The sequence below is a fragment of the Pseudoflavonifractor hominis genome (genome assembly GCF_014288125.1).
Lineage (GTDB): Bacteria > Bacillota > Clostridia > Oscillospirales > Oscillospiraceae > Pseudoflavonifractor_A > Pseudoflavonifractor_A gallinarum.
Map to the genome: position 1 here is coordinate 293,071 of NZ_JACOPR010000001.1, position 21,590 is coordinate 314,660.

Here is a 21,590-nt window from a genome sequence, read left to right on the forward strand (position 1 = left end):
GTTACATCCCCTCCTTTCGCAGATCCAGATGGAATACCTCCCGGAACTCCGGCGAGGTGAGGACCTCCCGGGGCGGGCCCACCCGCAGCACGCTGCTCTTGAGGAGGACCACCTTGTCGGCAAACTGCTCCAGGGTGGCAAAGTCGTGGGTGGAGAGGAGGATGGAGAGATCATAGCTGCGCCGGATCTCATCCAGCATGTCCAGGAGCTGCCGCTCCCCGTCGATGTCCACGCCGGAGAGGGGCTCGTCCAGGATCAGGATGTGGGGCAGCGGCTCCAGCGCCAGGGCCAGCAGCACCCGCTGGAGCTCGCCGCCCGAGAGGGCCCCCAGGCGCTTGTCGATGAGGGAGGCCCCGTGGACCCGCTCCAGACAGCTGCGCACCCGCTCCCGCAGCCGGCGGGGTGTGGGCAGAAAGACCGGCCAGTCCGAGATGGCCGCCGCAAAAAAGTCCAGCACGCTCACCGGGTCCCCCCGGTCAAAGCTGGGGCTCTGGGGCACATAGCCGATGAGGGGGCGGGTCCGGCTCCCGCCGGCCTGCTGGAAGTCGATGCTGCCGGTGTGGCCGATCTGCCCCAGGATGGCCCGGAATAGAGAGCTCTTTCCCGCGCCGTTGGGCCCGATGAGGGCCACGATCTCCCCGCAGTGGAGGTGGAAGCTCACGTCGTGGAGAATGGAGTCTCCGCCGATGTCCACCCCCAGCTTGTCCAGCCGGAGACAGCAGGCGCCCGTGCACCCCTCTCCGGCATTCTGATGTTTCTGTACGCTCATGCAAGTGCCTCCAAAATGGTCTCAAGATTGGATTCCATGGCCTCCAGGTAGGGGTCCAGGCCGCTCCCCTCTCCGCTCATGATCATGGTGAGGGGGGCGCTGGTCACCCCCGTCTCCCGGGAGAGGGCCCGGGCCGTGGCGTCCGAGCCGTTGACCTCGGTGAAGACCGCCGGGATCTCCTCGGCGCGGATGAGCTCCACCAGCTCCTTGAACTCCCGGGCGGAGGTCTCGCTCCCCTCCTCCTCCTCAATGGCCTTGAGGATGTGCAGGTCAAAGGCCTCGGCAAAATAGCCGAAGCCGTCGTGGAAGGTGATGAGCTCCCGATTGGTCAGGCCGGACAGGGTCTCCCGCCCCTCCTCCGCCAGGGCGCACAGCTTCTCCTGGGCCGCCTGGGCGTTGGTATAGTAGGTCTCGGCATGGTCCGGGTCCCACTGGGCCAGAGCCTGGGCGATGGTCCCGGTCATCACGGCGGCCCGCTCCGGGTCCATCCAGATGTGGGGGTCATACTCGCCGTGGTCATGCCCCTCGTGTTCCTCGTGGACATGGCCCTCCTCGTCCTCGTCCAGGTGGCGCAGCTCCACGCCGGCGGAGCAGTCCACCACCGGCGTTCTGGACGCAGCCACGGCATCCGCCATGAAGTCCTCCATCCCCACGCCGTTTTCCAGGATCAGGTCTGCCCCGTCCAGGGCCTTCATGTCCCGGATGGACAGGGTATAGTCATGGAGACAGCTCATGGGCTCATTCACCACCGGCACCACCCGGATCTCCTCCACGCCCTCCGCCACCGCGGAGGCAAAGCAGTAGACCGGCCAGGTGGTGGCCGCTACGGTGGGCAGATCCTGCTTCCCCTCCCCCGCAGGCGCGCAGGAGGTCAGCAGGAGTGCGCAGGCCGCCAGGCCTGCCAGGTAAGTTTTTTTCACGCAAGCACCTCAGAATCTAGGTCCTATAGGGAATTATAGGGATTTATAACACTTTATTATATCCTATTTGCCCGGATTTGTAAAATCCTGATTTAGGGTCCAAATATGCTCCAACAGGTGCACTCAAGTCATATTTTATGATATAAAAAACCACAGATACAGGATCATTCCCCATATCCGCAGTTCATTCTTCGTCTAAATATTCCAATATATCTTCTACTTTGCATTGAAGTAATTTACATAACTGGTTTAATGTGTGTGTAGATATATTCTCACCACGCTTCATAGCATAATAATTCGATAAGGGAAATCCCATTTTTCCCAAACGATAGGATGTGATCCCCTTTTCCTTCATTGTCCGAAATAACGGTTCATAGCTGATCATCTACCAGTACCTCCTATTACTATGAAGTATAGGAAGTATGTGCGATTTTTAATATATACGATAACTCATATATACGATTATTGACATATATTTTTAAACTTGGTATACTGAACCCAAATGTGGCGGGAAAAGAAATGCTGAGCTGTATGTTTGTCTGGTAATATTGGAGTTATTTTCATGCCACAAGATGCAAAGTAAAGGAGAAGAGAACATGAAAAGAGTTTTAGCCGCTATCCTTTCCCTCGTCATCGTGATGTCCTTCGCCGCCTGCGGAGATTCTTCCGGTGGAGAAATCAAAGACGCTTCCTCTGTTACGACTGGAAACAGCGGTGCAGAAGCACAGCCGAGCGAGCAGGCAGGAAAAACGGAGCCGGAAGAAGTGACGATTCCTGAAACGGTACTTCTGGAGGAATCCGGAGTAAAAATCACAGCAAAAGCCTCGAAATGGACGGAATCTTTGGACCGGAGATTAAACTCCTTATTGAGAACAATTCCGGTAAAGACTTAACCTTTCAATGTAAAAACGCCTGCGTGAACGGATACATGGCAGAAACAATGATGTCTGTGGATGTTGTGAATGGCAAAAAAGCCAACGACAGTTTCATTTTTGCGGCATCAAGTTTTGAAGCCTGCGGTATTGATGCAATCGCTGATATGGAGATTGCATTCCACATCTTTGATACGGCCGAATGGGAGACCTACCTCGATACCGATGCAATCCAGCTTAAAACTTCCATCGCGGATACTTATGAATACACTTTTGACGACAGCGGCAGTTTAGCCTATGATGGAAATGGTGTAAAAATTGTCATCAAGGGCCTTGCAGAGGATGAATCCATCTTTGGCCCAAGCATCGTAGTTTATATGGAAAACAACAGCGACAAGGATATCACGGTGCAGACCAGGGACGTATCCATCAACGGTTTTATGGTGAATGCTATGTTCTCCTGCAATGTGGTTGCAGGAAAGAAAGCGGTGGATACCATCACATTTATGGAATCCGATCTGAGTGAAAACGACATCACGGCAATCAATGATGTGGAATTGTCGTTCCATGTGTTCGACTTCGAGAACTGGGAAACCATTGTGGATACCGAAGTTGTGAATATTACTTTCTGAGGACCATGTGAAGAGAACCTCCACGAGGCATTGAAAATCTCGTGGAGGTTTTGATCTGTACCGCTTCCGATTTGGAACATAGAATTCCCATTTCATCGAAATCAATCTAAATGGTAAAAGGGCATTTGCAATTTCCTCCCCCGTTGTCTCGGGGCGCGATCTGTGCTACAATAGCAACGATTGTTCGAGTGCAGACAGGAGGGGTCCCCCATGTCCTATAAACTGGAGATGCTCCAGGCCTATTTTGGATACCGCGGCTTTCTTCCCGGCCAGGAGCGGGCGGTGGACGCCCTGCTGGAGGGGCGGGACGTGCTCTCCATCATGCCAACCGGCGCGGGCAAATCCCTGTGCTTCCAGCTCCCGGCCATCATGCTCCCGGGAGTGGCGCTGGTGATCTCCCCCCTCATCTCCCTGATGAAGGACCAGGTGGGGAGCCTGGTGCAGGCCGGCATCCCGGCGGCCTATCTCAACCGCTCCCTCACCGAGCGGCAGTATGCCCTGGCCCTGGAGCGGGCCTGGCAGGGCCGCTATAAGATCATCTATGTGGCCCCCGAGCGTCTGGAGAGCCCCGGCTTTCTCCGCTTCGCCCAGCAGGCCCAGATCTCCATGGTGGCGGTGGACGAGGCCCACTGTGTCTCCCAGTGGGGCACCGACTTCCGCCCCAGCTATCTGAAGATCCCCGCCTTTCTGGATTCCCTGCCCAGGCGCCCCGCCCTGGGGGCCTTTACCGCCACCGCCACCCCCGAGGTGCGGGAGGACATCCTGCAAAAGCTCTCCCTCCAGGACCCGGTGACCACTACCACCGGCTTTGACCGGAAAAACCTCTATTTCGAGGTGCGCCATCCCCAGAACCGGAAGGACGAGCTTCTCTCCATCCTCCTGCGGCGGCAGAATGAGAGCGGCGTGGTCTACTGCTCCACCCGCAAGGCGGTGGAGGAGGTCTGCGCCTTTCTCCAGGCCCACGGCGTGGCCGCCACCCGCTATCACGCCGGACTGAGCCCCGAGGAACGGCAGGCCAACCAGGACGCCTTTGCCACCGACGAGTGCCCCGTCATGGTGGCCACCAACGCCTTCGGCATGGGCATCGACAAATCCAACGTCCGCTATGTGGTCCACTACAACATGCCCCTGGATCTGGAAGGGTACTACCAGGAGGCGGGCCGGGCCGGACGGGACGGCAGTCCCGCCGACTGCATCCTCCTGTACAGCGGGCGGGACGTAATCACGAACCGCTACCTCATCGACCAGTCCCAGGCCCCCGAGGGGGTGGAGGAGGAGGCCCTCTCCGCCCTGCGCCAGCGGCAGATGGACCGGCTCAAGACCATGACCTTCTACGCCACCACCAACGACTGCCTGCGCCATTTCATCCTCCGCTACTTTGGGGAGGAGCCCCCGTCCCCCTCCTGCGGCCACTGCTCCAACTGCACCGATGGGTGGGAGGATGTGGACATCACCAAGGAGGCCCGGGCCATCCTCTCCGCCGTGGATGAGTGCGGCGGGCGCTTCGGCGTGACCACCATCGCAGACCTCCTCTGCGGCCGGGAGAACGAGCGCACCCTCCGGTGGGATTTGGACCGGCGGCGCTCCTTCGGGCTCCTGTCCCACCGGAAGGTGGAGCAGGTCAAGGCCCAGATCCGCCACCTGGTGGACCAGGGGTATCTGGCCCTCAGCGACGGGGACTACCCTGTTCTCTCCCAGGGTCCCCGGGCCCGGGAGCTCTCCGCCGGAAGTGCACAGGTCACCATGCGCATGAAGGCCGGGCAGTCCCATCCCGCCCGCCGGGAGCGGCCCCAGCCCCTCCCCGGAGGACCGGTGGACGAGACCCTCTTCCAGAACCTGCGGGCCCTGCGGGGAGAGCTGGCCCGGAAAAAGAGTCTGCCCGCCTACGTCATCTTCACCGACCGCACCCTGCGGGAGATGGCGGCCCGCAAGCCCGCCACCCTCTCCGAGATGGAGCGGGTCCCCGGCGTGGGCAGCCACAAGCTGGCCCAGTACGGCAAGCAGTTCCTGGCCGTCATCCAGGGAAACCACACCTGATGCAAAGAGGCCGCCGCGAAACCGAAATGGTTTCGCGGCGGCCTTCCGCGTGTCGAAAAACTTCGACACGCTTCTCAAAAATGCAAGCATTTTTTCGAGGGGATGCAGGCCGCTGTGCGCACTCGCTTCCGCTCGCACACTTGTGGCCTGAGCAGAGTGTTTTCCGACGTACATGCCGCCGGAAAACACGATCCGACCCTCTTCCGCCGTCTGCGGACGGCGGAACTCTGCGAGGCTCTTGCAGCACCAATCGCAGAAATACACTTTATCTGCGGCCTTTCCATTGACACGCGCTTAACGGCCCTTTCCGGGCTTGGCGTTCTTCTTGCTCTTGGGCTTGGCCCAGCCGGCCTTTCGCTTGGCGTGGGACTCGTTGTGCTCCACCCGGAGGCCCGCCTGCTTGAGCTTGGGCTTGCCGCCCCGGCTCTTCTCCCCGGTGCGGCCCTTCCCGGCGCTCTTCCGGCTCTCTGCCGGTCCGCCGGCAGGCGCTCCGTGGACGGGACGGAGCAGGCACTCCTTCCCGTAGCCGATGAGATCCCCCCGGCCCGCCTTCCGCAGGGCCTCCAGTACCAGGGGGCGCTTGTCCGGGCGCTTCCACTGCATGAGCGCCCGCTGCATGGCCTTGTCGTGGGGATCGGTGGGAACATAGACCGGCTCCATGGTGCGGGGATCGATGCCGGTATAGTACATGCAGGTGGACAGGGTGCCCGGCGTGGGATAGAAATCCTGGACCTGCTCGGGCTGGCGTCCGGTCTTGTTGAGCCACTCGGCCAACTTCACCGCGTCCTGGAGGGTACAGCCCGGATGGGAGGACATGAGGTAGGGCACCACATACTGCTCCTTGCCGTACTTCTGGTTCAGGCGGTCGTACTTCTGCTTGAACTTCTCATAGACCTGGATATGGGGCTTGCCCATATAGTCCAGCACGCCGTTGACGCAGTGCTCCGGGGCCACCTTGAGCTGGCCGGAGACATGGTGCTTGACCAGCTCGGCAAAGAACTCCCCGTTCTTGTCCTCCAGCATATAGTCAAAGCGGATGCCCGAGCGGATAAAGATCTTCTTGATGCCCGGGATGGCGCGCAGCTCCCGCAGGAGCTTTAAATAGTCGCTGTGGTCGGCGTCCAGGTTGGGGCAGGGCGTGGGTGCCAGACAGGCCCGCTTTTTGCACAGGCCGTGCTCCAGCTGCTTGGCGCAGGAGGGATGGCGGAAGTTGGCGGTGGGGCCGCCCACGTCGTGGATATAGCCCTTGAAGCCCGGATGCTTCGTGAGCATCTCCACCTCCCGGATAACGCTCTCATGGCTGCGGGAGGTGATCATCCGCCCCTGGTGGAAGGCCAGGGAGCAGAAGTTGCACGCCCCGAAGCAGCCCCGGTTGTGGGCCACCGAGAAGCGCACCTCCTCGATGGCGGGCACGCCGCCCATGGCATCGTACATGGGATGGGGCTCCCGCACATAGGGGAGCTCCGCCACCGCGTCCAGCTCCGCCGTGTTCAGGGGCATGGCGGGCGGGTTGGCGATGACATAGGCATCCCCGTGGCGCTGGACGATGGCCCGGCCCCGGATGGGGTCGTGCTCCTCATACTCCACCTGGTTGGCCAGGGCGTAGGCCCGCTTGTCCCGGGCCACCTCCTCAAAGGAGGCCACCTCCACCTTGGGATAGGCGCACGCGTCGGCGCTGCGGGCCAGGAAGCAGGTGCCCTTCACATCGGTGATGGAGGAGATGGGCTCCTTTTTCGCCAGCCGCCTGGCGATCTCCCGGGTGGCCCGCTCACCCATGCCGTAGGTCAGAAGGTCGGCCTGGCTGTCCACCAGGATGGAGCGGCGCACCTTGTCCTCCCAGTAGTCGTAGTGGGCGTACCGGCGCAGAGACGCCTCCAGGCCGCCGATGATGAGGGGGATGTCCCCAAAGGCCTCCCGCACCCGGTTGGAGTAGACGATGGTGGCCCGGTCGGGACGGCGTCCGGCCTGATTGCCGGGGGAATAGGCGTCGTCGTGCCGACGGCGCTTGGCGGCGGTGTAGTGGGCCACCATGGAGTCGATGTTGCCCGCCGAGAGAAGCACTCCCAGCCGGGGACGCCCCATGGCGGCAAAGGCGTCGGCACTGTGCCAGTCGGGCTGGGCCAGCACGGCCACCCGGTAGCCCTCCGCCTCCAGCACCCGGGAGATGATGGCCGGGCCGAAGGTGGGGTGGTCCACATAGGCGTCGCCAGTGATGACCAGAAAGTCATACCAGTACCAGCCGCGCTCCACCATTTCCTCTTTGGATACGGGTAAAAACTGATTCATAAAAACCTCGTCTTGTCTTAAAATGGGCCCCGTCAGAGGAGCCCTCCCCGGGCGTCCGGACGATAGCCGATGTATTTTTCCATCTGATCCAGACTCCCCCGGTGTCCGGGCTGAGCCGCGATGGTACGGAAGCCGTGGCGGTCGTAGAACCGCCGGGCCCGCTCATTTTTCGGCGCGCACAGCAGGCGCAGCCGGTCCCGGCCCATGCCCCGGTAGATCGACACGGCCTGCCCCAGGAGCTGGGGGGCCAGCCCCTTCCCCCGCCGCTGGGGGGCCAGGGCCAGGAAGCGGATGTGTCCTGCTCCCTGGGCCTCATCCCGAGCGAGGTCCAGCTGTACCATCCCGGCCGCCTCCTCCCGCAGCATGGCCACGCTCACCGCCCGGGCATCCCGCCCGGCCCACTCCAGCGCGTCCCGGAAGAAGGCTCCCGCGTCATAGCCGGACTCGGCGCCGTACAGCCCGGTCCAGGTCTCCCGGTGGAGGGAGCAGTAAAAGGCCTCATCCGCAGCGGTGAGGGGACGGAACCAGAAGTTGGCGTCCCCCATGGTGTTGCGCACGTCCTTCCACCACCGCTGGCGGGCCAGGGTGGAGCACTCCTCCGGCAGGTGGGAGTTGTCGTTCTGGAAGAGGAGCTCCATCCGCTCCCCCTCCACCCGCAGGGCGGTCACGCCGGTGTTGTCGCAGTGCCCCAGGGAGGGCATCTCTTCCACCGGCACCCCCAGCACCTCGGCCTGGAGACAGCGGATGATGTCCCCGTGGCAGACCACGGCCACCTGTTCGCCCGGATGCCGGGCGGCAATGTCCAGGATGGCGGCGCGGATGCGGCGGCGGCCCTCCTGCCGGGACTCGCCCCCCTCGTTCTTCCACCCGGGGTCACAGGTGCTGTACCGGAGATAGTGCTCCGGCTGGAAGTGGGCCACCTCGCCCCAGGTATGGTCCTCCCACACGCCCATGGAGAGTTCCCGCAGGTCGTCCCGGGTCTGGAGCGCCAGCCCCTTGGGGCGGTAGATGGCCCCGGCGGTCGTCTTGGTGCGGAAGAGATCGCTGGAGTACACCGCGTCCACCGGAATGTCCCGGAAGCGCTCCTCCAGCGCGGCGATCTGGCGGTAGCCGTTGTCGGTGATGAGGGAATCATACCAGCCGTGGATGCGGCGGTAGAGATTCCCCTCCGCCTCGGCGTGGCGGACGATATACAGTGTACAAGCCATGGGACTCCTCCCCCTCTCTCAGTCTCTCCGGCCTCAGAGCCGGTATGCCTCCAGGGCACGGTGGACGGCGTCCTCAAAGCTCCCCGCCGCGCCCCAGTCAAAGCGGAACAGGCCCTCGCCCCCGCCTCCGCCGGCACAGTGGACCTGCGTCACGTCGGTTCCGGCAAAGTCGTCCAGCACCACGGTGAGGGTGAGGCGGTTGCCCGCCCGCCAGTAGTGCTTCTCGTAGACCAGCACCACGCAGGTCCCGCCCTTGGGATGGGGGACCTCATACCGGTCGATGAGCTCGCCGGTGATGCTGCCGGTGACGGCGGCGTGGACCCGGTCGATGCACTCCTCCAGGCTCAGGGATACATAGTAGTGGTCCTCCATGTTCCGCGCCTCCTCTCCGCGTTTTACCAGGGCTTTACGCCGCCGGTGAGCTCCGACACGGCGGAGAGCCCCTGCCTGGCGGCGATCTCAGCCAGGCCGTCCCGCACCTTGAGCGGGGCGTAGGGATCGGCAAAGCAGGCGGTGCCCACCGCCACGGCGGTGGCGCCGGCCAGCATCATCTGGGCCGCGTCCTCGCCCTTGGAGACGCCGCCCATGCCCAGCACGGGGATCTTGACGGCGTTGGAGACCTCCCACACCATGCGCACCGCAACGGGGAGTACGGCGGGACCGGACATGCCGCCGGTGTTCATCTTCAGGATGGGGCGGCGGGTGTTCACGTCGATCCGCATGCCCCGCAGGGTGTTGATGAGGGAGAGGGCGTCCGCCCCCGCGCCCTCCACCGCCCGGGCGATCTCGGTGATGTCGGTGACGTTGGGGGAGAGCTTCACCATCACGGGCACCTGCCCGGCGTGGGCCTTGGCCACCTCGGTGACCTCAGCGGCCAGCTCGGGCCGGGTGCCGTAGGCGAGGCCCCCCGCCTTTACATTGGGGCAGGAGATGTTGACCTCGATCATATCCACCCCGGCCTCGGAGAGCTTCTCGCACATCACGCCGTACTCCTCGGGGCTGTTGCCCGAGATGTTGGCGATGACCTTCACGTCATACTGCCGCAGGAAGGGAAGCTCAGTGGCGATAAAGGCGTCCACACCGGGGTTCTGAAGGCCCACGGAGTTGAGGATGCCCATAGGGGTCTCGGCGATGCGGGGACCGGGGTTGCCCTCCCGCCGGTGGAGGGTCAGGCCCTTGGCGCAGATGCCGCCCAGTTCCGAGAGGTCATAGAACTCCCCGTACTCCCGGCCGAAGCCGAAGGTACCGGAGGCCACCACCACCGGGTTTTTCATGGTCATCCCGGCCAGGGTGACCGACAGATCCACATTATGCATCCCAGTCCACCTCCTTGGAATCAAACACCGGGCCGTCCTTGCAGGCGTGCTTGCGGGTGCCGTCCTTCATGTCGCACACGCACACCAGGCAGGCGCCCACGCCGCAGCCCATCCGCTCCTCCATGGAGACCTGGCAGGGCACGCCGAACTCCTCGGCCACCTTCGCCACGTTGCGCAGCATGGGCTTGGGGCCGCAGGCCAGCACCGCGTCGTAGTTTTTGTCCTCGCTCAGCTCCTGGCGCACCAGGGCGTCCACAAAGCCGTGGTAGCCCAGGGAGCCGTCGTCGGTGGCGACGAGCACCTTGGCGCACTCGTCCTGGAAGCAGTTTTGCAGGATGACCTTGTCCGCCGACCGGCCGCCCAGGATGGCGGTGGAGCGGCCCTGGGTGTACTGGGCGCAGCCCCGCATGGGGGGGATGCCGATGCCGCCGCCCACCAGCAGGTAGCGGCCCTCAGGCCGGACCTGGAATCCGTTGCCCAGCAGGCCCAGCACATCCAGGGTATCTCCCACCTGGCGCTCAGAGAGCCACGCGGTGCCCTCGCCCCGCACCTCAAAGACCAGCGTCAGCAGGTCGCTGGGGTCGCCCTCCTGACAGCTGCACACCGAGATGGGACGACGGAGGAGGAGTCCCTCCCCGCACTTTACATGGACAAACTGGCCGGGGGCCTTGAAGCCCTCCCGCACCATATCGCCCACCTCCAGGACCATATACACCGCGTCCTGGTTGAGCCACTCCTTGGATACAATCTTACACTTGCGTTCCACTTTCATTGGTATCACGCCCTTGTCTCTTCTATGTTATGTTCATGGATCGGCGGAAAAGAGCGCCATCACGTGCCCGCAGGCCGGGCAGTACCAGGCGTCGGGACAGGTCTCACTCTGCATCCCGCTGATGACGGACAGCTGCTTCCCCACGGCGGGCAGGATGGCATCCAGTCCGCGCTTCTCGGATGCCTTCCGGGGATACCATGTGAGGGTGGTCCGGCTGCTCATAAATCCCCCCAGCGTCCGGAGCTTCACGCTCCCGGGCTCCATGGCTCTGTGACAGATGGGACAGTCCATATGCACACGCTCCTTCCGCAGAATGGCGCTCTCTTTGCCTCTTTATTCGATGGTGATGAAACGGCAGATGTCGTCCCGCATAGAAAGCGCGGCGTTGCGGGCGGCCTCCTGGTAGTCCTCGCCGTTGTGGCCCGTCTTCTTCCAGGCGCAGATGATGCCGCGGGAGGAGTTGACGATGGCGCCCTTGCCGCCCTGGTGGAAGGCGTACTGCACATCCTCGGCGGTGCCGCCCTGAGCGCCGTAGCCGGGCACCAGCAGGAAGGTGTGGGGCATCCGGGCACGGATCTGCCGCAGCTCCTCGGGATGGGTGGCGCCCGCCACCGCACCGGCCATGGTGTAGCCGTACTTGCCCTCGGTGCCAACGCCCCACTTCTCGATGAGGTCGGCCATCAGGCCGTAGACCGTGTCGTTCTCCCCGGCGGAGACGTTCTGCAGCTCGCCGGAGCCGGGGTTGGAGGTCTTGACCAGCACGAAGCAGCTCTTTCCATACTCCTTGCAGGTGTTCAGGAAGGGATTGACGCTGTCGGCACCCATGTAGCCGTTGAGGGTCACGCAGTCGGCGTCAAACACGGTGCAGCTCTGCTCGCCCACCTGAGTGGCACCCAGCCAGCCGTCGCTGTAGGCCTCCGCGGTGGAGCCGATGTCGCCCCGCTTGATGTCGGCGATGACGTACATGCCCTTCTCCTTGGCGTAGCGGATGGTGCGCTCCATGACCTCCATGCCACGCCAGCCCAGGCGCTCATAGTAGGCGCTCTGGGGCTTGACCGAGGGGACGATGTCGCACAGGGCGTCGATCAGGCCCTTGTTGAACTGCCAGATGGCCTCGGCGGCGCCGGCCAGGGTCTCGCCGTGGGCGGCGTAGGCGGCCTTGCGGATGTGCTCAGGCACATACTCGGGCTTGGGGTCCAGGCCGGCCACGGTGGGGTTCTTTACCGCAAGGATCTTCTCCTGAAGTGCATCAAAAGACATGTGAATGTTCTCCTTCTGTTCTATTTTCTCTCTTCCGGGGCGGGATCTGCCGGGCTTACGCGTCCTGGTAGACGATCTTTCCGCCCACGATGGTATACTTTACCTTGCCCTTGAGCTTGTGGCCGCCGAAGGGCGTGTTGCGGCCCTTGGAGGCAAACTGCTCCGGGTCCACCGTCCACTCCTCATCGGGATCGAAGATCACCATGTCGGCGTCCCCGCCGATGGCGAGACGGCCCTTGTTGATCCGCAGGATGCAGGCCGGGTTCAGGGTCATCTTCCGCAGGATATCGGACAGGGGCATGTGCTTGGTGTGGTAGAGGTAGGTCAGGGTCACGCCCAGAGCGGTCTCCAGGCCCACCATGCCGCTGGGGGCCTCCTCCAGAAGGCGGGCCTTCTCCTCGGCGGAGTGGGGGGCGTGGTCAGTGGCGATGGCGTCGATGGTGCCGTCCTTGAGGCCCTCAATGATGGCCTCCACATCGGCGCGGGTGCGCAGAGGGGGATTCACCCGGGCCATGGCTCCCTGCTCCAGCACCTCGTCCTCGGTGAGAGAGAAATACTGGGGGCAGGTCTCACAGGTGATGTGGACCCCCTTCTTCTTGTAGCGGCGCACGATGGCCACCGCCTTGGCCGTGCTGATGTGGCAGATGTGGACGGCCGCGCCGGTCTCCTCCGCCAGCATGGCGTCCCGGGCCACCATGATCTCCTCCGCGATGGCGGGACGGCCGGGCAGACGCAGCTGCCGGGAGACCCGTCCCTCGTTGACGGCATAGTTTTTCACCATGTCGGCGTCCTCGCAGTGGGAGAGGACGGTCAGGTCCTGCCGGTGGGCCAGGATGAGGGCGTCCCGCATGAGATTGGCGTTCTGCACCGGCATCCCGTCGTCCGAGAGGGCCACCGCGCCCGCCTGCTTGAGCTCCTCAAAATCGGTGAGGGCCTCGCCCTTCTCCCCCTGGCTCACCGCGCCGATGGGCCAGACGTTGACCCCGCAGGCCTCCTCCGCCTTGCGCTTGACATAGGAAATCTGCTCCGCGCAGTCAATGGCCGGACGGGTATTGGGCATACAGGCCACCGAGGTAAAGCCTCCCCGGGCGGCCGCCCGGGTGCCGGTCTCGATGGTCTCCTTATACTCCTGTCCCGGGTCCCGCAGGTGGACGTGCATATCCACCAGGCCGGCACAGATGGTCAATCCGCGGGCGTCCAGCACCTCGGCCTCCGGATCACGGATGTCGCTGCCCAGAACCGCGATCTTCCCGTCCTCGACCAGGACGTCCATGACGCCGCCGATCCCGCTCACCGGGTCCACCAGGCGTCCCTGTTGAATCAACAGCTTCACGCCATCACTCCTTTCTCATGATCAGTATCCCGTTTGATACCATATTAATCTGGTCGTTTGAACATAGAAAAAGGGACCAGGTTCCTCCCCCGCCCCTTGCTCCGGACCGCCCCTGGGGGCCGCATCCGGTTCCTGTCTGAATGAAGGTCCTCCGGGCGCACCATCGCCCGGAAATCCATTTTTATTATACCGTGACTTTCAGGATTTAGCAACGCATTTTTGCTGGTTTTCGGGAAGAATAACAGCAGACTCAAGTAAGGAGGTAAACCATATGAATCATCATCCCGTTCTCGGCGGTATGGGCCTGATGGGCCTGGGCATGGTGGCCGGCGCCGCACTGAGCATGGCCATGGCTCCCAAGAAAAAAGACCTCAAGCGCACCGCCCGCAAGGCTATGCGCAACATGGGAAATCTGGCCGACGACCTGTCCAGCAACATGGGATTTTAAGGGACCGTACACTGTGTTTCCCATCCCGTTCTCCTGTCTCTGCGCCACTGGGACCGCTCGGATGCGAGCGGTCCCAGTTTTCTGTTTCGGCCCGTTCCTCCAGATCAGCCTCACCGCCCTCTTGACATAGATAGATGATCTATCTATAATCTTATATAGATAATCTATCTATCAGGGAGGAATGCATATGCCCCGGGAAAAGCATGGTCCAGGCGGGCTGGGTATGCTGCTGCTGGCCCTTCTGGCCGGACAGGACATGTATGGCTATCAGATGATCGAGGCCCTCCGCCTGCGCTCCAACCAGGTCTTTGCGCTCAAGGCGGGAACTCTCTATCCCCTGCTCCACACCCTGGAGCAGCAGGGCTGGGTCACCTCTTACGACGACGGCGCACCGGGGAGCCGGGTGCGCCGCTACTACCGCATCACCCCCCAGGGCCGCGCCGCCCTGGAGGAGCAGAAATCCGAGTGGAATGCCTACGCCGACGCGGTGCGGGGCGTGCTGGAAGGAGGTGCCCTGTGTGGAGCGTGACGTGATCCGGACTTACCTTCACTCCGTGGGCCGGGAGATCCGCTGGGGCCGGGCCCGCACCTATCTCCTCCGGGAGCTCTCCGACCACATTGCCGACCAGGAGGGGGACTTCCTGGACCAGGGGCTCTCCCCGGAGGAGGCCGCCGCCCGGGCGGTGGAAGAGATGGGGGACCCGGTGGCCGTGGGTCGGGAGCTGGACCGCCTGCACCGGCCCCAAACCCGCTGGGAGATCGTCCTCTTTCTGGTGGGAATCGTGTTTGTGGGCCTTGTGCTGCACGGATTTACCAACTCGCACTTTTACAATGGGCCGGAGCAGTATCTGGGAATCTCCCTGGGCCTCTTGGGCATGGGGGCGGTCTGGCTGTGTGACTATCCCCGCCTGCTGCGGAAGGGGCGGCGGTGGGTCCCCCTCTGCTTCCTGCTGCTGGTCCTGGCCTTCGCCGCCGCGTGCCTCGCTGCCCCGCTCACCCGGTCCGCTCTCCCCGGCGCACCCGGGCGGTGGCTCCTCTACCTCTTTCTCTTTGTCCCCCTTCTCTTTGCCGCCTGGCTCAGCGCCCGGCCCGGGCGGGGCCTCCCCTCCCTCCTCCTCTGCCATCCGGTGATGCTCCTGGGGGCGCTGGTCCCCGCCCTCTTTCCCGCGCTGGAGGTCTGCGCCATCCTCTACGCCTCCATGCTTCTGGTCCTGACCGCCGCCGTCTGGCAGGGGTTTTTCTCTCTGAAGCGCCGGACCGGCCTGCTGGCAATCTGGGTACCCCCGTGCCTCCTGGCCGGGGCCTTCTGCCTCCGGCACGCTGCCCTCTTTTCCCAGCGCTTCCAGACCTTCCTGCATCCGGACCGGGACGGGGCGGGCTATCTGTACGCCACCCTCCGCTCCCTGCGGGACAGCCTCTCCCTCTTCCAGGGGACGGATACCGGCTACCGGGTCACCGCCCTCTACCACGATATAAGCCTGATGCTGGCCAATCTGGCCTCCCGGATGGGGAGCGTGGTGTTCTGGGCGGCTCTGCTGTGCATCCTGCTCTTTTTCTTTCTCTGCGCCCGCCGCATTCTGGCCCTGCAAAGTGCCTCCGGCCGCCTGCTGGCCTGGGCGGCCCTGTGGCCCCTGTTCTTCCAGGGCATCCTCTACTGGCTGGGCAACCTGGGGTGCAGCCCGCTGTCCAACGCCCTCCCCCTCCCCTTTGTCTCCTACGCGCCCGCCGGACAGATCCCCTCCTTCCTCCTGGCAGGGGTGCTCCTGTCGGTGTTCCGGATGGACACCCTGGCCCGGGAGGGACCCTTCCCAACCCGGCTCACCCCCCGCTCCCATGCCGCCTCCATCCCCCTGCCCGGGGGACGGCTCCACATCGAATACCGGGCAAACTAAAAAGCGGTCCCGCCTCCCAAACAGGAAGCGGGACCGCTGCTTTTCTCTCAGGTCAAATGATGGGTTTTCATCCGCTTGCGGCCAAAGGCACAGACCCGGCCGTCGGGCTCCTCCGTCTCCACGGCGCAGTGCTCCACCTGGGTCAGCTCCTCGGGCGTCTCGTGGCACACGCCGCGGGACTCGGCCACCCCCGCGGTGCGGACCCACTTGGGGTCCATGGCGTCCCGCAGGCCGTCCCCGATAAACTGGAGGCAGAACACCGTCACCACGATGCAGATGCTGGGCGGGATCCACACCCAGGGCTTTCCCGCGAAGACCACGGGATTGGTGGCATACTGGATCATATTGCCCCAGGAGGCCTGGGGGGTCCGGATGCCCACGCCCAGAAAACTCAGGCTGGACTCGGACAGGATGGCACGCCCCACCCGCAGGGCCAGCGCGGCCCACACCGGGGCCACCGCGTTGGGCAGGACGTTCCGCCGCAGGATGGTGGCGGTGCTCCCGCCCAGCGCCCGGACCGCCAGGATATACTCCTTCTCCCGGATGGAGAGGGTGTTGCCGTAGACCAGCCGGGCGATGGAGGTCCACCCCAGCAGTCCGATCACCAGAATGATGTTCCACACCGACGCGCCCACCATGGCCACCAGGCAGAGCACCAGCACGATGCTGGGAAAGCTCTGGACCACGTCGGCACAGCGCATGATCCAGAATTCCCACGTGCCCCGGCGGTATCCGGCCAGCAGCCCCAGGGGGACGCCCACCGCCACGCTGATCCCGGCGGCGGCAAAGCCCACCAGCAGGGAGATCCGCCCGCCGCAGACCAGCCGGGCAAACAGATCCCGGCCCACATCGTCCGTGCCCAGCCAGTGAGCCGCGGAGGGGGCCGCCCAGAAGCCTGCGGAGCGGTCGGTCACATTGGGCTCCAGCCCCATCAGGGGGGGCAGAAGGAGCACGCACAGGATCTCAGCCACCAGGATGCACAACCCGGCCACCGCCCGGCGGTCCTGGCAAAACCGGCTCCAGACGCCGGCCATTCCTCCCCGCCTCATCCGCCGCACCTCCCATACCGGACCCTGGGGTCTACCAGTCCGTAGACCAGGTCCAGCAGCAGATTGGTGCACAGCACGGTCAGGGCGATGACCACCGTCACGCCCATGACGATGGTAAAATCCCGGTTATTGATGGCCGAGAACATGAGACTTCCCATCCCCGGCCAGCCGAAGACCCGCTCCACCACCACCGAGCCGCCGATGATGTGGGGGATGTGGCTGAGTACGGTGGTCACGATGGGGATGAGAGAGCCGCGGAACATATGGCGCACCATGACCACCCGCCCCCGCAGCCCCTTGGCCCAGGCGGTGCGGATATAGTCCTCCCCCAGGGTCTCCAGGCAGGCCGAGCGGGTCTGCTTCACCAGCTCTCCCATATTGCTCACGCAGATGACCGCCGCGGGCAGGATCAGATGCCGCAGCAGGTCGGGCAGGGTGCCCGTGCTCCCGGTGGTGTACATCCGGGCCGAGGGGAGCCAGCCCAGCGTGATGGAGAACACATAGACCGCCATCAGGCTGAGCAGGAACCCGGGCACTCCAAAGCTCACCATGGCGCACCCGGAGGCCAGCTTGTCCCAGAAGGAGCCCGGCTTCCAGGCCGCCGCCACCCCCAGGGGGATGGCCAGAGCCACCGCCAGGACTACGCCCGTCCCCGTCAGGATCAGGGAGGGGATCACCCGCTGTTCGATGGTCTCAGCCACCGGACGGCCGGTCTGGTAGGAACTGCCCAGATCTCCCTGGAGCAGGTCCCCCAGCCAGTGGCCATAGCGCACCAGGAAGGGCTGGTCCAGGCCCAGCTGGGCCTCCAGCGCCGCCCGGTCCGTGTCGTTGAAGGAACTTCCGTCCCCCATCAGGTCGGCGATGGTCCCCGGCCCCAGATGGAGAAAGAGAAAGACACACAGTGTGATCCCAAAAAAGACCGGGATCACCGTCAAAAGCCGCTTGCGGATATAATGTAGCACGATTGTTTCCTCCTACACTTCCGGCTCCCCGGTGGGGGAGCATAGAGCCCGCAGGCTCTTACGGAGGTTTTCCAAATTTCACCGCCGGGCGTCTGGTCCGGCCGTCAGTTCTTGACCCACTCCCACACGTTCTCGTTGGAGAAGCTGGCCGCAGTGTACTCGATGCCGCTCACCGTGGGGGACTCCACGTGGAGGGCCGTCCCGAACCACAGGGGGATAAAGGGACGCTCCTGGGCCATCCAGTCCTCCAGCGCCTTCACGGCCTGGGTGCGGGCATCGGGGTCGGTCTCCTCCTTCACCGCCTGGATGAGGGCCGACACCTCGCTCAGGTCCTGGACGTGGAAGATGTTGTTGTTCTCGGTGAACCGGCTCTCCACGAACCACAGGGGCAGAGCGCTGGGGGTATGGCTGGCGATGCCCATGTCATAGGTGCCGTCCGCCATGCCGGAGAACATGGTGGCGGAGTCCACTGTCTCAATGGTGATGGTGATGCCGGCCTCGGCCAGCTCCTGCTGCATGAGGGCGGCGAGACCCGCGCGGTTGGAGGCGCAGGCCAGGGTATAGGTGGTCCCGTCATACCCGGCCTCGGTCAGCAGCTCCTTGGCCCCCTCCACGTCGTAGGGGGTGTTGTAGTCTCCGGCGTAGCTGGCGCAGGTGGGCAGCACCGAGGTGCCGGTGACCGTGCCGTATCCGCCGGTGGACTGCTCGCTCAGCAGCTCCTTGTCCAGGGCCAGCTCGATGGCCCGGCGGATGCGGGCATCCGAGATGGTCTCGTTGTTGAGCATCAGCTCATAGAAGGTGTTGGGCACCGTGCCCTCCTGCACGGTCAGCCCGGCCTCGGTGGCGGCGGGGGCGGTGTCCGCCGTGACGCTGCCGCCGATGCCGTAGTAGTCCAGATCCCCGGCGATCAGGGCGGTGAGGAGGCTGGACTTGTCCATCACCGTGATGACCAGCTGGTCAAAGCCGGGCGCGCCCAGCTGGTAGTCCGGATTGGCCTCCAGCGTCAGGGTGCTGCCCGCCACCTCGGAGACAAATTTGCACGGGCCGGAGCCGATGGGGGCCTTCCACAGGTCCAGCTCCATCACCTGCGACGGGTCGGTCCCCTCCAGCAGATGGGTGGGCAGGACGTAGAACTCCCGGTTCTTGTCCAGCAAAAAGTCCTCGGGCGTGGTCACGTTCTTGAAGGTCAGCTTCAGCGTGGTGTCGTCCAGGGCCTCCGCGCCCAGCTTCTCCCCCGCCACGGCGGCACCGGTGCTGTCGGTGCCGGCCAGCACGGCGAAGGCCGAGCGTCCCAGGGCGGGGCAGTCGGGGTTGGTCACCAGGGCGATGCTGTCCACCCAGTGCTGGGCCGTGACCGGCGTGCCGTCGTGGAAGGCGGCCTTCTCGTCCAGGTGGAAGATCACCGCCAGGCCGTCGTCGGCGCTCTCCCAGGACTTGGCCGCTCTGGGGGTCAGGGTGCCGTCGGCGTGGACAAAGACCAGCCGGTCGTAGATCTTATCGTAGATCATGCGGGAGTAGTTGCTGCCCGAGGGGCTGTTGTAGGGCATGAGCGAATCCCACGGGTTGGAGAGTCCGTAATTGATCACAACAGGCTGTGCAGAGTTCTGCTCTTGGGTCGGCGCGGAGGAACCAGAGGGCGCAGAGGAGTCAGAGGGCGCGGAACCGCAGGCGGTCAGGGTGCCGGCCACAGCCAGGGACAGCGTCAGTGCAAGCAGTCTTTTCACGATTCAGGATACCTCCAGATCTTTTTTACGTCCGTTCTTCCCGGCGGAAGAGGGGGCGCTTTGTCAAAAACGTGCCGTCATTCCACGGTCACCGATTTTGCCAGGTTGCGGGGCTTGTCGATGTCGCACCCGTGCATCAGGGCCACGTAGTAGGCAAACAGCTGCATGGGCACCACCTCCAGGGAGGGGAGCAGCATGGGATGGGCCGCGGGCACTGCGAGGGTGTGGTTGACCGCCTCCGACATGGGCTTCTCAAAGCCCTCCATGGTCAGGCCCAGCACGTCGGCCCCCCGGCTCTTGACCTCCACCACGTTGCTCATGGTCTTTTCAAAGAGAGGGGCGTATCCGGCCAGGGCCACCACCAGGGTCCCGTTTTCGATCAGGGAGATGGTGCCGTGCTTGAGCTCTCCGGCGGCGTAGGCCTCCGAGTGGAGATAGGAGATCTCCTTGAGCTTGAGGGAGCCCTCCAGCCCCACCGCGTAATCCAGGTTGCGGCCGATGAAGAAGACCGAGGGGTGGTTGAAGTACAGGGAGGCCAGATACTGGATCTGCTCCCGCTGCTCCAGGACCCTCTCCAGCAGCTCGGGCAGCCCCTCCAGGGCGGCCACGGCGGCGGCATACTCCGCATCGGGAATGGTCCCCATCTGCCGGGCGGCGTACAGGGCGATCAGATCCACCAGGGCCAGCTGGGTGGAGTAGGCCTTGGTGGTGGCCACCGCGATCTCGGGCCCGGCCCAGGTGTAGAGCACCTCGTCGGACTCCCGGGCGATGGTGGAGCCCACTACATTCACCACCGACAGGACCCGGGCCCCTCTCCGTCTGGCCTCCCGCAGGGCGGCCAGGGTGTCGATGGTCTCGCCCGACTGGCTGATGACCAGGGCCAGGGTCCGGCTGCTCACGATGGGGTCACAGTACCGGAACTCGGAGGCCAGGGCCACCTCCACCGGCTTGCGCAGCAGCTTTTCCAGAATGTACTTGGCCGCCACGCCCACATGGTAGGAGGAGCCGCAGGCGATCACATAGATCTTGTCCAGACCGTGGAGATAGTCCGCGTCCAGCTCCACCCCGTCCAGGACCACTTCCCCGTTCTGGATGCGGGGGGAGATGGTGTCCCGTACCGCCTTGGGCTGCTCCAGGATCTCCTTGAGCATGAAGTGCTCATATCCGCCCTTTTCGGCGGCGGAGATCTCCCAATCCACCTGGTGGTGCTTCTTTTCCACCGGGCGGAGATAGGCGTCGTACACCCAGCAGTGGTCGGGGGTGAGCTCGGCGATCTCCCCGTCGTCCAGGTAGCAGACCTCCCGGGTGTGGCGGATGACCGCCGTCACGTCGGAGGCCATGAGGTGGAATCCCTCCCCAAAGCCCAGGATGAGCGGGCTGTCCTTCCGGGCGGCGATCAGCCGGTCGGGGCAGTCGGCGCACAGGATGCCCAGGGCATAGGCCCCCTGGATCCGGTGGAGCACCTTGGTGACCGCGTCCAGAATGTTGCCGTCATAGTAGTACTCCAGCAGCTGGGCCACCACTTCCGTGTCGGTCTGGGAGACAAAATGCACGCCGGTGGACTGGAGAAATTCCTTGATCTCGGCATAATTTTCGATGATGCCGTTATGTACCACCGCAATGCGGCCGTTCTGGCTCATGTGGGGGTGGGAGTTGACATCGGAGGGCTCTCCGTGGGTGGCCCAGCGGGTGTGCCCCAGGCCAATGCTCCCGGGCATGCCGCCGGCGGCCTCCACCTGGTCGGCCAGCGCCTGGATGCGGCCCTTGGTCTTGATGACCTGGAGGCCCCGCTCCGGGTGATAGACGGCCACACCGGCCGAATCATATCCCCGGTATTCCAGACGGCGCAGGCCGTCCAGCAAAATGGGCGCCGCTTCCTCTTTTCCTGCAAATCCTACGATTCCGCACATAATGGTTCCCCCAGCCTGTCTCGTGCATTTTTTAACATACTAACAAGTTTAAAAATCGTTCCTAAACTATACCCGTTATTATATCACATCTTTTAGCATCGTAAAGTCCCCGATTCCGGAGGGCGGTGCCCCCTTCCGGAACATCCTTTACTATTTCCTGACGTTTCCTCCCGTTTGTGAAAAAAAAGCATGCTTTTCAT

21 protein-coding genes are annotated in these 21,590 nt (G+C 63.8%); 6 read left to right on the forward strand and 15 right to left on the reverse strand.

Annotated elements, in window-relative coordinates:
• Position 1 precedes the first annotated feature (1 nt).
• The 3 genes from H8S34_RS01415 to H8S34_RS01425 all read right to left on the reverse strand — a co-directional run bounded on the left by H8S34_RS01415 (position 2) and on the right by H8S34_RS01425 (position 2,074).
• Positions 2–769: a metal ABC transporter ATP-binding protein gene (locus H8S34_RS01415; protein WP_101693585.1), complete on the reverse strand. Its 768-nt coding sequence runs from the start codon at positions 767–769 to the stop codon at positions 2–4.
• A complete protein-coding gene (locus H8S34_RS01420; RefSeq protein ID WP_366485538.1) occupies positions 766–1,689 on the reverse strand; it encodes a metal ABC transporter substrate-binding protein in 924 nt (307 codons plus the stop codon). The genes H8S34_RS01415 and H8S34_RS01420 overlap by 4 nt, the downstream gene beginning before the upstream one ends.
• A 184-nt stretch (positions 1,690–1,873) precedes the next feature.
• A complete protein-coding gene (locus H8S34_RS01425) occupies positions 1,874–2,074 on the reverse strand; it encodes a helix-turn-helix domain-containing protein (RefSeq protein ID WP_186962837.1) in 201 nt (66 codons plus the stop codon).
• A 211-nt stretch (positions 2,075–2,285) separates the two neighbouring features.
• Between H8S34_RS01425 and H8S34_RS01430 the strand changes: the two genes are divergently transcribed.
• The 3 genes from H8S34_RS01430 (at position 2,286) to recQ (ending at position 5,230) form a co-directional block, all read left to right on the forward strand.
• Complete coding sequence (locus tag H8S34_RS01430; protein ID WP_186962838.1) at positions 2,286–2,582, forward strand: hypothetical protein; 297 nt, start codon at positions 2,286–2,288, stop codon at positions 2,580–2,582.
• Between the two features lie 35 nt (positions 2,583–2,617).
• Positions 2,618–3,193 (forward strand): hypothetical protein, encoded by a 576-nt coding sequence (locus H8S34_RS01435; RefSeq protein WP_186962839.1) that lies wholly within the window; start codon positions 2,618–2,620, stop codon positions 3,191–3,193.
• Positions 3,194–3,403: 210 nt separating this feature from the next.
• Positions 3,404–5,230, forward strand: coding sequence for a DNA helicase RecQ (gene recQ / locus H8S34_RS01440; protein WP_186962840.1), 1,827 nt, complete (start codon positions 3,404–3,406; stop codon positions 5,228–5,230).
• Between the two features lie 294 nt (positions 5,231–5,524).
• On the opposite strand, the gene H8S34_RS01445 is transcribed toward recQ, so the two are convergent.
• Genes H8S34_RS01445 through H8S34_RS01480 form a run of 8 tightly spaced genes read right to left on the reverse strand, consistent with a single transcriptional unit; the run spans position 5,525 to position 13,405 of the window.
• Positions 5,525–7,516, reverse strand: a complete 1,992-nt coding sequence (locus H8S34_RS01445; protein WP_186962841.1) for a YgiQ family radical SAM protein — start codon at positions 7,514–7,516, stop codon at positions 5,525–5,527.
• A gap of 32 nt (positions 7,517–7,548) precedes the next feature.
• Entirely contained in the window at positions 7,549–8,724 is a 1,176-nt protein-coding gene (locus H8S34_RS01450) for a bifunctional histidine phosphatase family protein/GNAT family N-acetyltransferase (protein WP_186962842.1), read from the reverse strand.
• 33 nt (positions 8,725–8,757) lie between these two features.
• A complete protein-coding gene (locus H8S34_RS01455; RefSeq protein WP_186962843.1) occupies positions 8,758–9,096 on the reverse strand; it encodes a DUF6054 family protein in 339 nt (112 codons plus the stop codon).
• Positions 9,097–9,119: 23 nt separating this feature from the next.
• The gene (locus tag H8S34_RS01460; protein ID WP_186962844.1) at positions 9,120–10,040 is read right to left on the reverse strand and encodes a dihydroorotate dehydrogenase; all 921 of its coding nucleotides are present in this window, start codon (positions 10,038–10,040) and stop codon (positions 9,120–9,122) included.
• Entirely contained in the window at positions 10,033–10,812 is a 780-nt protein-coding gene (locus H8S34_RS01465; RefSeq protein ID WP_186962845.1) for a dihydroorotate dehydrogenase electron transfer subunit, read from the reverse strand. The genes H8S34_RS01460 and H8S34_RS01465 overlap by 8 nt, the downstream gene beginning before the upstream one ends.
• A 33-nt stretch (positions 10,813–10,845) precedes the next feature.
• Positions 10,846–11,103, reverse strand: a complete 258-nt coding sequence (locus H8S34_RS01470) for a PF20097 family protein (RefSeq protein ID WP_186962846.1) — start codon at positions 11,101–11,103, stop codon at positions 10,846–10,848.
• A gap of 42 nt (positions 11,104–11,145) precedes the next feature.
• Complete coding sequence (pyrF, locus tag H8S34_RS01475; protein WP_186962847.1) at positions 11,146–12,072, reverse strand: orotidine-5'-phosphate decarboxylase; 927 nt, start codon at positions 12,070–12,072, stop codon at positions 11,146–11,148.
• A 55-nt stretch (positions 12,073–12,127) separates the two neighbouring features.
• Positions 12,128–13,405, reverse strand: coding sequence for a dihydroorotase (locus H8S34_RS01480; RefSeq protein WP_101693596.1), 1,278 nt, complete (start codon positions 13,403–13,405; stop codon positions 12,128–12,130).
• 271 nt (positions 13,406–13,676) lie between these two features.
• Here H8S34_RS01480 and H8S34_RS01485 point away from each other — a divergent pair, with 271 nt between their 5' ends.
• The 3 genes from H8S34_RS01485 to H8S34_RS01495 all read left to right on the forward strand — a co-directional run bounded on the left by H8S34_RS01485 (position 13,677) and on the right by H8S34_RS01495 (position 15,745).
• Positions 13,677–13,853 carry a hypothetical protein gene (locus H8S34_RS01485; protein WP_180956924.1) on the forward strand — a complete coding sequence of 59 codons (177 nt, stop codon included), beginning with the start codon at positions 13,677–13,679 and terminating at the stop codon, positions 13,851–13,853.
• Positions 13,854–14,040: 187 nt separating this feature from the next.
• Positions 14,041–14,382 carry a PadR family transcriptional regulator gene (locus tag H8S34_RS01490; protein ID WP_186962848.1) on the forward strand — a complete coding sequence of 114 codons (342 nt, stop codon included), beginning with the start codon at positions 14,041–14,043 and terminating at the stop codon, positions 14,380–14,382.
• On the forward strand, positions 14,372–15,745 hold the full coding sequence (locus H8S34_RS01495) for a permease prefix domain 1-containing protein (RefSeq protein WP_186962849.1): 1,374 nt from the start codon (positions 14,372–14,374) through the stop codon (positions 15,743–15,745). The genes H8S34_RS01490 and H8S34_RS01495 overlap by 11 nt, the downstream gene beginning before the upstream one ends.
• 47 nt (positions 15,746–15,792) lie before the next feature.
• Here H8S34_RS01495 and H8S34_RS01500 read toward each other — a convergent pair whose 3' ends face one another.
• The 4 genes from H8S34_RS01500 to glmS form a co-directional block, all read right to left on the reverse strand.
• On the reverse strand, positions 15,793–16,794 hold the full coding sequence (locus tag H8S34_RS01500) for an ABC transporter permease (protein ID WP_186962850.1): 1,002 nt from the start codon (positions 16,792–16,794) through the stop codon (positions 15,793–15,795).
• Positions 16,791–17,756: an ABC transporter permease gene (locus tag H8S34_RS01505; protein WP_186962851.1), complete on the reverse strand. Its 966-nt coding sequence runs from the start codon at positions 17,754–17,756 to the stop codon at positions 16,791–16,793. Before H8S34_RS01505 ends, H8S34_RS01500 begins: the two co-directional genes overlap by 4 nt.
• 104 nt (positions 17,757–17,860) lie before the next feature.
• Complete coding sequence (locus tag H8S34_RS01510; protein WP_186962852.1) at positions 17,861–19,480, reverse strand: ABC transporter substrate-binding protein; 1,620 nt, start codon at positions 19,478–19,480, stop codon at positions 17,861–17,863.
• Between the two features lie 77 nt (positions 19,481–19,557).
• Positions 19,558–21,390: a glutamine--fructose-6-phosphate transaminase (isomerizing) gene (gene glmS, locus H8S34_RS01515; protein WP_186962853.1), complete on the reverse strand. Its 1,833-nt coding sequence runs from the start codon at positions 21,388–21,390 to the stop codon at positions 19,558–19,560.
• Positions 21,391–21,590: the final 200 nt, after the last annotated feature.